15 protein-coding genes are annotated in these 13,991 nt (G+C 40.9%); 1 reads left to right on the top strand and 14 read right to left on the bottom strand.

What is annotated here, in order from left to right; all coding sequences use genetic code 11:
• Positions 1-16 precede the first annotated feature (16 nt).
• The 14 genes from UQ64_RS03835 to UQ64_RS03770 all read right to left on the bottom strand — a co-directional run bounded on the left by UQ64_RS03835 (position 17) and on the right by UQ64_RS03770 (position 13,061).
• On the bottom strand, positions 17-751 hold the full coding sequence (locus UQ64_RS03835) for a metallophosphoesterase family protein (RefSeq protein ID WP_060622193.1): 735 nt from the start codon (positions 749-751) through the stop codon (positions 17-19).
• A gap of 259 nt (positions 752-1,010) precedes the next feature.
• Positions 1,011-1,433 carry an Rrf2 family transcriptional regulator gene (locus UQ64_RS03830; RefSeq protein WP_060622192.1) on the bottom strand — a complete coding sequence of 141 codons (423 nt, stop codon included), beginning with the start codon at positions 1,431-1,433 and terminating at the stop codon, positions 1,011-1,013.
• Positions 1,434-1,556: 123 nt separating this feature from the next.
• Positions 1,557-2,432 (bottom strand): YitT family protein, encoded by an 876-nt coding sequence (locus tag UQ64_RS03825; protein ID WP_209445704.1) that lies wholly within the window; start codon positions 2,430-2,432, stop codon positions 1,557-1,559.
• A 229-nt stretch (positions 2,433-2,661) separates the two neighbouring features.
• A complete protein-coding gene (locus tag UQ64_RS03820) occupies positions 2,662-3,744 on the bottom strand; it encodes a nucleotidyltransferase domain-containing protein (RefSeq protein WP_060622190.1) in 1,083 nt (360 codons plus the stop codon).
• Positions 3,745-3,945: 201 nt separating this feature from the next.
• Positions 3,946-5,247, bottom strand: coding sequence for an alkaline phosphatase family protein (locus UQ64_RS03815; RefSeq protein ID WP_060622189.1), 1,302 nt, complete (start codon positions 5,245-5,247; stop codon positions 3,946-3,948).
• Positions 5,247-6,506: an MFS transporter gene (locus UQ64_RS03810; protein ID WP_060622188.1), complete on the bottom strand. Its 1,260-nt coding sequence runs from the start codon at positions 6,504-6,506 to the stop codon at positions 5,247-5,249. Before UQ64_RS03810 ends, UQ64_RS03815 begins: the two co-directional genes overlap by 1 nt.
• 108 nt (positions 6,507-6,614) lie before the next feature.
• Complete coding sequence (locus UQ64_RS03805) at positions 6,615-7,439, bottom strand: hypothetical protein (RefSeq protein WP_060622187.1); 825 nt, start codon at positions 7,437-7,439, stop codon at positions 6,615-6,617.
• Positions 7,440-7,463: 24 nt separating this feature from the next.
• A complete protein-coding gene (locus UQ64_RS03800; protein WP_060622186.1) occupies positions 7,464-8,045 on the bottom strand; it encodes a DJ-1/PfpI family protein in 582 nt (193 codons plus the stop codon).
• A gap of 16 nt (positions 8,046-8,061) precedes the next feature.
• Positions 8,062-8,808 carry a type I methionyl aminopeptidase gene (map, locus tag UQ64_RS03795; RefSeq protein WP_060622185.1) on the bottom strand — a complete coding sequence of 249 codons (747 nt, stop codon included), beginning with the start codon at positions 8,806-8,808 and terminating at the stop codon, positions 8,062-8,064.
• A 32-nt stretch (positions 8,809-8,840) separates the two neighbouring features.
• The gene (locus UQ64_RS03790) at positions 8,841-9,260 is read right to left on the bottom strand and encodes a hypothetical protein (RefSeq protein WP_060622184.1); all 420 of its coding nucleotides are present in this window, start codon (positions 9,258-9,260) and stop codon (positions 8,841-8,843) included.
• Between the two features lie 293 nt (positions 9,261-9,553).
• Positions 9,554-10,186, bottom strand: a complete 633-nt coding sequence (locus UQ64_RS03785) for an SGNH/GDSL hydrolase family protein (RefSeq protein WP_060622183.1) — start codon at positions 10,184-10,186, stop codon at positions 9,554-9,556.
• A 161-nt stretch (positions 10,187-10,347) separates the two neighbouring features.
• Positions 10,348-11,526 (bottom strand): NAD(P)/FAD-dependent oxidoreductase, encoded by a 1,179-nt coding sequence (locus UQ64_RS03780; RefSeq protein WP_060622182.1) that lies wholly within the window; start codon positions 11,524-11,526, stop codon positions 10,348-10,350.
• A gap of 39 nt (positions 11,527-11,565) precedes the next feature.
• Positions 11,566-12,009: a helical membrane plugin domain-containing protein gene (locus UQ64_RS03775; protein ID WP_060622181.1), complete on the bottom strand. Its 444-nt coding sequence runs from the start codon at positions 12,007-12,009 to the stop codon at positions 11,566-11,568.
• Between the two features lie 209 nt (positions 12,010-12,218).
• Positions 12,219-13,061 carry a DUF2785 domain-containing protein gene (locus tag UQ64_RS03770; RefSeq protein WP_060622388.1) on the bottom strand — a complete coding sequence of 281 codons (843 nt, stop codon included), beginning with the start codon at positions 13,059-13,061 and terminating at the stop codon, positions 12,219-12,221.
• Positions 13,062-13,324: 263 nt separating this feature from the next.
• On the opposite strand from UQ64_RS03770, the gene UQ64_RS03765 reads away from it, so the two are divergent.
• Positions 13,325-13,942 (top strand): nitroreductase family protein, encoded by a 618-nt coding sequence (locus UQ64_RS03765; RefSeq protein ID WP_060622180.1) that lies wholly within the window; start codon positions 13,325-13,327, stop codon positions 13,940-13,942.
• Positions 13,943-13,991 lie beyond the last annotated feature (49 nt).

The following is a 13,991-nucleotide window of genomic DNA, read 5'->3' as shown; positions in this document are numbered from 1 at the left end:
CGAGCTTATTCGTTCTTTATCCCCGGGCATTCCCTCTGTACTGCGCAGTTCTAAGCTCTCGAATATATGGCTCTGTAGCTGGCATAACCGCGTCTATGGCTTGTTGAATAGCTAACTCAATATCATAAGGCACTCTTACAAATTGTATATTCATAGATGCCGTTGTCAGACCTCCATACTCCCCCTCCAAAATCACATAAGATGCCTGAGTGACATCAAGAGGATTCCCAACGCTGCCTACATTAAATAAAGTTTTCCCTTCCAAATGTTGTATAAAAGCATTGTGAATGTCCCCATAACCTACGATATCCGCTTGTCGCTTCTCCTGGCAGAGATCAGAACAACCAAACATAGACAGTCGCTTCTCATAATCGTCCCAAGGCTGAATCCGTTCATAGTAGCTTCGCGGTGAAGCATGGAATAATCGAATAAACTTACCACTCATCATAAATTCAATCGAGAACGGTAATGTACCTAGATAAGCAAGACGTTCTTTACCTAACAATTTCCGACTCCACCGGGCCATTTCAAAATCAACATCCTGATTCATTAAATCATCCCAGTTTCCCATAACACTGATTTCACAATTTTCTTTAATGATATCAACGGCTAGATCTGAATTCGGCCCTTTCCCAACAATATCTCCCAGGCAAAATATCCTGTTCATTCCACGCTGCTTAATATCATCTAATACGGCTGTTAAAGCCGGGATATTTCCATGAATGTCTGAGATTAATGCGATTTGTTCCACTGTAGATCCTCCGTTCATTTTTCCACTTCAGCTTATGTATGAAGTATTATCTGTTTTCTAGATACAGATTCTATAATTACGTCTTACTTCCCTTCTTTGAGTCGTTACTCCCCCTAACCGAGCCATTGGACAGCATTGTGATTATGAGAATTTACAATTGAACACCCGTAATGGCATGAAAGATATGTTTCCAATAAAAAAGACCACAATCACGTTAGCACATGTTGTGGTCTTCATTCTACGTTGAGATATGGAGTAGTTATATTTCAGGCATTTCATTCACAATCTGCTCCAAAGTAACCTCCTGAAGGACATTCTCCATCGCTTTTTGCGCGAGTGAGAATACCGGTACAATGGCACTGGCTATATTTTTGCCGACTGGACATTCCGGGTTAGGGTGCTCATGAACCGAGAACAACGAATCCTCCTCCACCGCGTTTACTGCCTTATAAATCTGAAGCAGTGTAATCTCAGCGCTACTACGTGAAAGCGAGGCTCCTGCGACTCCTGGGCGGGCTGTTACCAGTCCTGCTTTTTGCAGCATACTCGTTAGCCGACGAATAACTACAGGGTTTGTGTTCACGCTACCAGCTATCCACTCCGAGGTGCTTTTGCCCTCTTTGTTACTGTCAATTAACGTTAATATATGAATGGCTACCGCAAATCGGGTGCTGATGTTCACTATAAATCTCTCCTTTTGCCATACTACCCGGCTAGCAACAAGTGCATTAATCAGATGCAACAATAATAGTTACATTTTATGCATTTGTCAAACACTTGAGGAGATGGCACTTCAGGATCATAATTAATGAATATTATGCTTTTTGAAATTACCGCCTTTAACTTCTGCTACATCATATACTACAACAAATGCGTTAGGGTCAATTTCATGAATGATTTCCTTGATTTTGCTTTCTTCCAGACGGTTAATTACACAGGTGATTTCTTTAAACTGTTCATTGGAGTAACCGCCGTATGCATCTGTATAGGTTGCCCCACGACCCAATCGGTCACGAATCGTCTCTACCATGATTTCCGGTTGAACGGTGATGATTTTAAAAGTTTTAGATCCGCTCAAACCTTCTTCAACAATATGTATTACTTTAGAAGCAATAAAATAAGCAAGTGCGGATAGAATCGCCCCTTGTAGACCAAATGCTGTTGAAACAACAATAAAGACAAACATGTTTAGGAACAAGATCAGATCACTAGTCCCAAAAGGTATTTTTCGTGAAAGTAATACGGCTAACATATCTATCCCATCTAACGCCCCACCATTACGTAACGCTAACCCCATTCCAAAACCGATGATAATCCCGCCAACAACAGTAATTAACAATGTATCTCCTTCAATAATCGTTGGCACATGGTGCATAAGGCTTGTACCAATGGCTAGTGAGGCAATACCGATAATGGAATAAATAGCAAAGCTTTTACCAATTTGCTTATATCCCAACCAAACAAAAGGGATGTTAATTATAACAATTAGCAGCCCTAACGGTAATCCAAATAGCTGTGAACCAACGATACTTAGGCCCGTTACACCACCATCCGAAACATTGTTAGGTATTAATACGGATTCTAGACCATATGAAGTAATAAGTGCCCCTATAATAATTAATATGACTTTTGAAAATATCTTCAGCTTATTTGATTTTTGATGCTGTCTCATTCCATGCATTCCATTTCCCCGCTTCAAATTAGTTTTTTATATCACTGCAAGTGAACAACATTCACTGGACAAAAGCCGATAAAAAATAGTCTATAACAATTTTCACTACTTTGGCAAATCGGACATCACTAGTATAATGATCGTTTATTTTACCCATCTGACTTAAAATAATTTTATCGTTCCACAAAAAAATAAAAAAAACAGACTACGAAAATTCGTAGTCTGGTATTCTTCTCTATCATACCTTCATATATTCGTTATATAATTCCTCAAAAGTATCGTATCGTTCAACTTTCCTTCCTACCTTATTATATTCTTCCAGATATTCATCCATGACCTGCAGGAACTGCTCTTTAAATAATTGTAGATGATCTGTATCAAAATACTGCATAATATCAAACTTTTTCGTTCCGCTTGATTCTGTCATTTCATCAAGAAAATTTTGTATGCCCATGGCTACATAATAAGCATAAGATTTATCATTTAATTCCACACTTGCTATAACCTTATTACGGCTGTTACACCACAATTCCTCATAGGTGCCACCAAGATTATCATAGGTTGGGACAGGCTGAATCACAAAATCCTTATACATTTTATTATATAAATCATTGACGCTTTCTAGAAATTTATATGATGCACTTCTGATTTCAACGTTTGTCTTCGCATCGATCACAGCCATATATATATTTTCAAAATCATCAGGAACATAACGATACGTAGCTATTTCCTCCAGATATCTCTTAAGTCCCCGTTTAAAATAGGTATTGTTCAAATGTGTTATAGCATTTACCAAATTGTATACAACTTCGCATGAAGCATACCTCACCGCTCCAATATCTTCAGAAAGTAATGTATTCGTATATTCTTGTTTTGCTATGTCTATATTCTTTTTCGCTCTACTAATACATTCACTCCCTATAGGCTTTGCCAAAGCATCTAGAGCTCTCTGTTTATATAAATTTAGCTTTTCCAGATATTCGGGTTTCGCACAATATAACAGCTCTAAATCTATCAGACACGAAATCATTGGACTCTCAAGATTCGCTTGATCTTCTATCCTTGTTTCCCATGGCGTACAATATATGTCGTATCCAACATCCTCCAAAATAAAACACGAAGATATCCCCCAGCCTTTGGCCGTGTTATTAATTATGATTAGATCAAGATCACTTTTTTCATGAAAATCTCCGGTACTGAAAGAACCTGTAAGCCCAATGATTGCAATGTCATCAGGAAAATCTCTCTTAGCACGTTCAATAACCATACTAATTAGTCTGTCATTTTTATTTAAAATTTTTTGTCTAATATCAGCATCCATATCCAATTCACCTCTTAATTCAATTTAATTCCATTGTATATGGATATCGCTCAAGTAAATATCCCGACTTTATCTATATTTAATCTATACCAAGTACAAGCCCTCCTCCTTCTAGGTAAACAAATAACGCGCTGGCGAGAGACGACTTTTCTCTACCAACGCGTTATCTAGTAATTATAAATGCTTTTCTCACAGCTTGCTTTAATAAATGAAAATTTCATCTAAAGGTCTTCCGTCACAAGGATTAAAATCAATCCCTAAAATCTTTGCCATCGTAGGGGCTATATCTACCATTTTGAGATCCCCTATAGGAAAATCACTTTTAACATTAGTCCCAGAGATCACCAAGTTGCATCTATAATCCTCTTTGTCGGGAGAATAGCCGTGAGTAGCATATTTGATTCCTCGTTTGTCCAAATCAACAATCGTTGGTTCATCCATGCTCTCATCGAAACAATAACCTCTCTTAGCCTCAAGCATATACTTAGTAGATTGGCTCACATGAAGATGATCCAGCTCCTCTCTAGCATACAATTCCTCTATGCCAGAAGCTTCGTCTTTCATATCATCCCGAATCACAGCTAACGCTAACCGTTCAGCTTCTTCATCCCCCTGTTTGATATGCAGATAAGCCGCTCCACCCCCACACTGAAAGTAAGCTCTCCACTGCATTTGACCATTCTCTTCGTAGATCAGCCCTTTTTCCTGCAATAGGTTGTTCAGATGTACTTTGTATCTAACATTGAACTGCCCATGGTCACCCAAAACTAAAAAAACTGTATCATCCTTAATACCGGCTTCATCCACTGCTTGCATAATATCGCCTAGCCGTTTATCCATACGTGCGATTACCCGCTTCACCTCATCGCTGTCAGTGCCGTAAACATGCTTGGCGTCATCCAGATCAATCAAATGCATCATGAGAAGATTAGGCTTTTTACGCTTAATCGTTTCTATCGCACACTTTGTCGTGAAGTCATCCAGATAGGGCTGCTCAATCCCTTTTCGATTCCTCCCGTATTTCAGCTCCATCTCGATGCAATATAAGGGACTCCCGCTTTTTAACACCTTCAGTGCCTGATTTTCCTGTTTGATGGCTCTGATTTCAGGAATATTGTATTGGATTGAGGATTTCCCTGATACCGGCCAGAGGATTCCAGCGGTACTCATGTTATGCTCGCGCGCAGCATCGTAAATCGTGGGCACCTTTATCGCATTTCTAAACCAAAACCAGCTCTGCTCCTTTTCCCTCACAAACGGCTGAAATGGGTTGTTGTGATGGACGCCATGCTTATCTGGATATACACCGGTCGCTATCGTAGTGTGCACCACATAAGTGAGCGTGGGATACACACTTTTCAATTTATTGCTATGCGCTCCGCTCTTAATCAATTTCGATAAGTTCGGAAGACGGCTGGCCATTTCCCATTGGTCTTCTGAAAAGGCATCGTAAGAGATGACTATCAGATGTTTGGCCTTTGCCGCTTGTTCTTTGCTTGACATTATAGGTTAAACCCCTTGGTTTCATTATGTTCAGACGGCTCTTTAGGTAAAGTTATAAATACAAAGAATCCAATAATAAATAGCGGGATAATCGCTAGAATACTAAATTTAGCGTTGCCTGTTAAGGTAGTTGTTAAAGACATCACAGCAGGACCCACAATCGCCGCAAACTTGCCAAAGATATTGTAGAATCCGAAGAATTCATTAGATTTTTCCTTAGGAATGATCTTCGCATAATAAGATCTGCTGAGCGCCTGAATCCCTCCCTGGGCAGAACCAATTAGCGCACCCAGAATAAATATATGCCACACTGAAGTGATAAAGTAAGCCGCGATACAGGAAATGATATATGTAAAAATCCCCACGATGATCATCGTTCTAGCCGAGTATTTTTTGGCGAGATTACCATACAGGATAGCACACGGAAATGCGATGATCTGGATAACTAATAAGATACCCAGTAAAGTAAAGGTATCAAAAGCATCCGCACCCAGAACCGATGTTGCATATGGCACTACCATTTTAATAATCGTATCTACCCCATCAATATAGAGGAAGTAAGCAATTAAGAATACAAATACCACTTTATGCTGTCTGACATTCTTGAATGTGTCTCCCAGTCTTTTAAAGCTATTTATAATCGGTTTCGGTTCAGGTTCAATGTAATATCTCTGTTGCACATCCTTGATCATAGGCATGGTCAACAGTCCCCACCAAAGAGCAGTGATTACAAACCCAATTTGATAACCAATCGATTTATCCATCCCCATAAACAGAATCAGTAGTAGACTAATACCAAATGGAATGACGCTGGCGATATATCCAAAAGCAAATCCTTTTGAGGATACCTTATCCATCCTTTCATCCGTGGTTACATCCACCAGAAAAGAATCATAAAAAATATTGGCTCCCGCAAAACCTATAACTGACAAAATATAAAATACAATCAATAACTGCCATTGCCCACTCGCAGGTGCAACGAAAGCCAGTGAAGCCGTTGCTATCACGCCGATCAATGAGAAAAATATAAAGAAACGTTTTTTCTTATCCTTGTAATCTGCCAGCGTCCCTAGAATCGGGCTAAGGATGGCCACCAGAATACTCGCTATGGAATTAAAATACCCCAAATCCATGCTGTGGTTCACATTTGAAAACATCCCAAATACAATAGGCAATAACGCCGTCGTAACCGCCATCGAATAAGCCGAATTGCCACAGTCATATAAAATCCATGATTTTTCCTCTTTACTTAGTTTCATCTAACAGCCACCTTTTCACCTAGTTCTTTCTGTTATATCACTTAAGGATATGTGGCATGTTAAATGTATGTAAAACTACACTTCATGATTTCAATGGAGAGCTGATCCTCATGTCCTTTCCTGTATTGTCAAACTGTCGAGGATCTCAGCAACCTGTAGAGCATACTTTTTACTCAAACGTGACTTACCAAGATTACTCTTCACAATCTTAATCATTCGAATATCTCGGCTCTTAGCGAATTTCTCCAGCATGGCAAAACCCTCTTCAGGTTCACTCGCCACAAATACACTTAAGCTGTATTCAAGTCCCTTAGATAACACACGAAAATGCTCAGCATCCTCATATTGTACTTCCCCACTCCCCACACTCTCCATGATTCGAGTAGCCAACTGAAGACAATAAAGCGTGTTCTCTTTCTTTTTTAAAAGAGGAGGATGCGCTAAAGCCGCTACAAAAGCTCGTTGTTCAAGCCTATTCGCACCCTTCTCCCACATGTCGATCAGCTGCCTGACAAGGGCAAAACCATCCTCCCCTATACTTTGCAGCGCCATAGCAGACGCTTCACGCATCCTCCATCTGGAGTCGTTCATAGCTGTCTTAATGATGCTCTGAATCATAATTTGCTGTTCTTCTTCAGCGTAGCTGTAATAAGCGCCCAGCGCTCTAACCGCGCAAAACGGCAGAAACTCACGGGGATCATTCACCCCAGCTTCTGCCTCAGTAAGATTAGCCCATGAATTAAGAAACTCCCAGTCTGTTTCTGTTAGTTTAGGATGGGCAAAATGTTTGGCAAAATTGCCTGAGAGCTCCAAATTCACTCGTGGTCCGGGAAGATTGCTCTCCTTCATCAGCAAATCTCTAAGCTCTACCCACTGCTCCTTATCGCTTACCCATTGCTGAAACAGCATAACCATCATTTTTTGTCCAGCCATCTCTGGTCCCTCCGGTATTTTCCTTTAGATTCGAGCAATCCCCTGCATCTCATATGGATAATCAATCTGCTCTTTTACCGAATTCATTGCTCCTTCTCCAGCCAAGTGTGAAATCAGATATAACCCCAGATCAATGGAAGTGGAAACTCCACCGCCTGTAATCACATTTCCATCATGCACAATACGGGTCTCCACAACTTCTTCACAGTAAGGTTTTAGTAATTCATAGGCAAATGGATGGGTAGTAGCTTTTTTCCCTTCTAGCAACCCCGCAGCCCCAAGCAGCAGTGAGCCTGTGCAGACCGACACCTTATAAGGAACATTGTAGGCACCTGCAATCCACAAGACAAAAGCTTCATCATAACGGAGTTTCCGTGTCCCCATCCCTCCAGGCACAAACACCATGTCGTACTCAGAAAGCTCTGGGAGCACTTTTCCAGCTTTAACTGTGAACCCTAACTCATCCTTCACTTCCTCCGAAGCTGCACAAATATTCCAAGACAAATCTTTACCGATTTCAAATTGCCCCAATCGATAAATAACATCATAGAACCCGGCAAAATCCAAGAACGTAATCCCGTCAAAAAGTATAAAGGCGATTTTCAAATCCGCACTCTCCTCTTTATGGCTTGGTTAGAATAATAGGCTCACCTTTCGTCACAATAATCGTATGTTCAAACTGTGCTACCCGGCCATTGTCTACGACACTCAGTGTCCATCCATCCGACTGTTGCTCTACGTAATCTGCTCCAGTAGAGAGGAAGGGTTCAACCGTAATCACCTGTCCCTCTTTTAACACAGTAGTCACTCTTGGATTATAGAAAGGTAAGATTTCAAACGGCTTCTCATGCAGTGATTTGCCAATCCCGTGGCTGCACAGATTACGTACCACTCTATAGCCGCGTTTCCGAGCTTCGAGTTCCATCATTCTGCCAATCTCATTGACCTTCATCCCTGCTCTCAGATGATTGATCACGCTCATCATAGTTTCCTCTGCACTCTGGCACAGATGCAAAATATCTTCATTATAGGGAGGCAATTGAAAAGAAACTCCGGCGTCCCCATAATAACCATTCAGCTCAGCAGATACATCAATATTGATCAAATCTCCGGCATTAATCACTCTAGGACCAGGAATCCCATGAGCAACCTCTTCATTCACACTGATGCAGGTGCTGCCTGGAAAATTATACGTTTTCATTGGGGCTGAGGATGCTCCGAATTCCGCTAGAATTTCAGCTCCAATCTTATCAAGCTGCGCTGTTGTCATACCGGGAGTTACTTGCTTTTTCATCTCGGCGATGGTATGTCCTACCACTTTCCCTATGGCTTTTAGCCCTTCTAAATCCTGTATGGTATCGCTCGTCATCTATCACACATTCCTCTCACTTCTGGTATGAATCACTTGTCTAACTTCTGAAATACACTTCCATCCCACTGAAAAATACCTTCCATCTGTTTACCCGCTGCGTTATCGTAATAACTTCTCTTGAAGCTATGATCATCGACTTTATCAAGCTTTAGCTTGTGCTCTAACGACTCCGTCTGTTCGATATTCGCCTTATCTGCTGTTCCAAAAGTGAGTTTCCTTTCAGGAGCCCAATCCAGCTCCCCCAATAATGTATTGCTCTTGTTCATAGCCTCGGCAAGCGTCTTAATCAGATTAGACTCCTTCAGCATAAGGGTCTCGGAATGTCCTGAATGGTCAGCTTGTTTCTGATCACTAGTTGTTACTGAGGTTAATGACGCTTCGGTGATCCACCTAGCATTGATGAATCCCACATCATTCTTACATCCGCTTAACAGCGTAACCACTAACAAGATACAACACCCAGTAAATACCTAATGCTAACCGCCTCCAAGAAAAGAAAACATAACCCAATTATAACAGCGTCCATAAATATAAAGAAATCATCTTTCCGAACCGTTACAAGCATAAACGCCTTCGCGTCCCTATAAGGACGGCAAGTGTTTAAGCGAGAAATATAAGGAAAATTTATAACATGGAACATATAAATTCTTATATTTTTAAAAAAAAGACTATAACCTGCTCCTTTAATGAGTGGTTCTAGTCTTATAGAATCAAGTAAATATGTAGTGATATGATCAGACGATTAAGCTTTAATTACGCCTACCGTCTTAAGCCAAGCATCTGCAATAAGCGCATGACCTGCAGGTGATGGATGTACTCCATCCGGAGCCCAATAAGCAGGTTCTGCTTTCACGGATGCCGCAGCAAAAAGGCCATCCAGCGGAACAAGCAATGCACCATATTCACGTGCTAGTTCACGAACGATGTGAATTTTAGGGTCCAAATCCTGGCGCCAGGTTTTACGATCTTCAGGAACAGGCAACACGAATGGCTCGATTAAGACTAATTTAGCAGCCAACGAATGTTGCGTGCGTTCGATCAGGTCACGATACGCAGCTTCAAATTGTTCAGGCGTTGTTTCCTGACCAGAATCAAAGCGGCGCCAAGTGTCGTTAATACCAATATATATGGACACCCAAGTCGGCTTAAGATTCAGGCAATCCTTCTCCCAGCGTTCCTGCAAATCTACTGCACGGTTGCCGCTAATTCCGCGATTATAGAACGTAAGATTCTTCTCAGGATATAAATACCCCAGACGAGCGGCGATCATCAACGCATAGCCTACACCAAGCGATGAAGCATCTTCATAATTGCGACCCCAATCCGTTATGCTGTCGCCTTGAAACAGAATGACATCGTTTTGTCGGAATAACATCACGTAATCCTCCCCTATTTTCCACTGTTAATATTAGCCAATCTATTATATCAAAAACGAATACTACGTACTAGGACAACCATTGACAATTCATGGTAGGAACCACTAGAGATAAACAAAAAAACCCTGCTCAACTCAGAGCAGGTTTTCCAATAATACATTTAATAAGCTAAGCTAAACAATCCTTTTATGTGAGACAAGTAACGAATATTACTTGCTTCCTTCATCAAGGTTGCAGGTAATCCTTTTAGCGGAGTTGAGCTAGCACCAACAATGGCTACACCGTCTTTACGACCTAAGCTCGCAAGCGTACCTGAGTTGATCGGACTAAAGGATTCAAAGGATTTATCCTTCAAGTATGCATAAAGATTGTACCCGATCAATTCACCCATTTGCCAAGCGATTTGTGCAGTTGGTGGATATGGACGACCATCTTCAGCAAAGACAACGGCACTATCACCAGCAACGAATACGTCTTTGTGTGATGTGGATTGCAAGAATTCATTTACCGTTGCACGACCACGGTTCACTTCAAGACCGGACTCACCAATCAGTGGATTTCCTTGTACGCCACCCGTCCATACGAACGTGTTAGCAACAATTTTTTGACCGTCTTTCAAGTCAATGACATTATCTGCTACATTCGTAACAGGTAGACCAGTCAAGAATTGAACACCACGTTTTTCTAAACTCGCCACTGCGCGTTCGATCAGCGCATCTGGCAATACTGGAAGAATCTTAGGACCTGCTTCAACCAGCATCAGCTTAATGTCTTTAGGATCCACACCATATTTCTTAGTGAGCGTTGGCAACACATCAGCGATTTCACCAACAAGTTCAACACCTGTTAAGCCACCGCCGCCGATTAGGATGCTTGCATCTGCTGCATTTTTAGACTTCGCATATTCACGGATACGCTCATCAATATGACGATGAATTCTGTTAGCATCCGCTGCTGATTTCAATACCATGCTGTATTGCTCAAGACCTGGAATGCCAAAATAAGCCGTAGTGCTTCCAAGACCCACAACCAGAGCATCATAGGATAATGTCACACCATCAGATAGTGTAATTTGTTTGTTCTCAACAGAAAAAGAATTAACCTTTGCGATTTTCAGGTCGATATCTTTACCTGCGAAAAGCTTAGCAAGTGGCATAGCAACAGCACCTTCTGCAACACTACCCGCTGCAAGACGATGTAATTCTGTAATAATTTGGTGTGTAGGATATTGATTAACGACTGTAATTTTAGCTTCGTCCTTCTTCAGGTACTTGCGTACAGTTAAGGCGCTTAGTAGACCACCATAACCTGCTCCTAGAATGACAATATGTTTAGACATGATGTTTCCTCCGTCCTTACGAATGAGATATAAAAAATATTATTTCTGCTGACTGCGTTCGCCGGCCACTTGAAGATAAGCATTTACGAAACGGAAAAGCTTCTGTGCCTGTGGATCTTTCATCATCTTCATAAGACCAAATACACCGATCACATCGCTATTTTCATTCGCACGATCTTGCGCTTCGATCACTGTAGCTGCCATATTCTTCGCCGAATGCACCACAGGTTCAGCAAGCTCTTTAATTGCACTTACCGTATCACTTTTCAAGACTTCATCCGCAGCGACAGTTTGTACAAAGTCATATGACTTTGTGAGCACGCCGACAAGCTCTGTTAATTTTGGCAACTGTTCCACTAAGACAGTTAACGACTCCTGAACTTCAGGCTTCAATAGCTGCTCCAGAACATTCATTTGTTCTTGAGTGACAGCTAATTTTGGTGATTCTTGTTCAGGGTTTGTTTGAGTGATTGTTTCTGACATATCCGAATCTCCTCTGCAAGTAAGCTTTGCTTGCTTAATAGTAATAAAAAAATAAAAACTTATAACGCCATATTTCTATTATAGCACTTATCAAGTTATAAATGTCACAAAGTTTTTGGATTTCTCCAAAGTTTTGTGATTTTTATTACATTAAAAACGATCATTAAAAATTTTCAATATTATACATATACACTTAAGTGATTAAAAACTTATTGTGTAAATTCATTCAAATTCATCTCCGCTTTCAATAAAGCCTCAAGCATAACCGGATTGTTCTTTATTGGCAGCAATCTAAAATACAGAGAACGAACGAAATTCTTAGTGTTCACACGAGCAACATATTGGCCGCGGCTTCTTGGCCATCCCCCACATTGCTCCAAGCTGCCGATCCAGTCGACAATAGACTGCTGCGGAAGTAAATGATGTTCTACGATTGTAGCTACAATCGTAGCGATCCGTTCATCTTCTTCGTCACTAAATATGAACTGCTCGTTGTAAAGCATCCTTTGGATGACTGCCAGAACCTCTTCCCGGATTGCAGCATCACTCTCCGAGCAGAGTACCAGTTCATCCAAGGCATCTGCGCCATGGGCTGCAGCGTGTGCCCAGCCTTCTTCTTGCATAAATCCCCGTAAATCCTGTTCTTCCTCATAATATCTAATCAGAGCTTCCTTCACATTTGTAAACTCAGCGTTATCTATTAAAGCCTGTTCCCTGTGCCGCTGAAGAATAAGCGCAACGACCAGCACAGAAAATGTTCTTGTAAACACAGCCTGATCTTCTTTGCTGCCAATATGATAGAACAAATGCTGCTCGTCAAGGAGAATCCAGAGAAGTTCACGAAGCTCCGCATCACTAAACCATTGTTTCTCGTTAATCCATTTGTAGAAGGTGGAATAGATCAAGTCATCTCGTAGCTTCGGCTGTGGATCTCCTATGTACTCAAGCATCAGCTTCACATAATCCCTTAAATGCTCCCCACTTCTAAGCTCGTAATCGTTCTCTTCAATTCTTTGCAGGTCTATTATCAACTGCTCTCTAGTATCGTTCAACATTCCCACCCTCTCATTAATAAAAGCAATTTTAACTTTTCATATCCTAATATCCTAATTTACATCCCAATATTTTACAACATTGTATTTATTCTTCGAACACTCGAAGTACTTAGAAGGCTAAAGCTACTTGAAGTGAATTTAATCATTGACGAATCTAATTAACTGTGCTATTTTAAGTTAGTAACTAATAGTTAGTTCATTTATAAATATCACTTATTTATAATTAACAAGCAAATACATAACATATGGAGGAATAACTCATGAGCGCTTTTACAGATTTGATTGAATCCCGCAGGTCTGCGATGAATTTTGTTGAAGGGGTAAAGATCCCTCAGAATGAACTAGAGGAAATGTTCTCTTACGCCAGATTGGCTCCATCGGCTTATAATCTTCAGCATGCCAATTATAAAGTGGTTTCTGATGAGAATTTAAAAGAAGAGATTCGTAAAGCGGCTTACGGTCAATATAAAATACACTCCGCCTCAGCGGTAATCGTGGTACTCGGTGATAAGAATGCTTATCTGAAAGCTCCAGAAATCTTCGGAGGACTTAAAGCTTTAGGGGCTATGAGTCAAGAGGATTATGATGCAGAGATAGAAGCGATTAACAATGCTTATAAAGGAAATGATGCTTTCCAAAGAGATGAAGCTATACGGAATGCCTCCTTGTCTGCCATGCACTTCATGCTGATTGCCAAAGATAAAGGCTGGGATACCTGCCCGATGATCGGCTTTGATCCGGAAGCGATTCAATCTACTTTAAATCTACCCGATCATATGGTACCTGTTATGCTGATCACTATCGGCAAAGACAAGAAACATAAAATCAGACCACGTGGCTATCGTAAACCGGTCAATGAATTCGTTGAATTTATCTGAGTACCAAACGAAGACAACAGTAAATATGACAAAAGCGTTCCATCCGATG

The organism is Paenibacillus etheri (assembly GCF_001012825.1).
In the GTDB taxonomy this organism is placed as follows: domain Bacteria; phylum Bacillota; class Bacilli; order Paenibacillales; family Paenibacillaceae; genus Paenibacillus_AQ; species Paenibacillus_AQ etheri.
The sequence above is the reverse complement of the archived record's forward strand: the minus strand, read 5'-3'. Positions and strand labels throughout refer to the sequence as shown.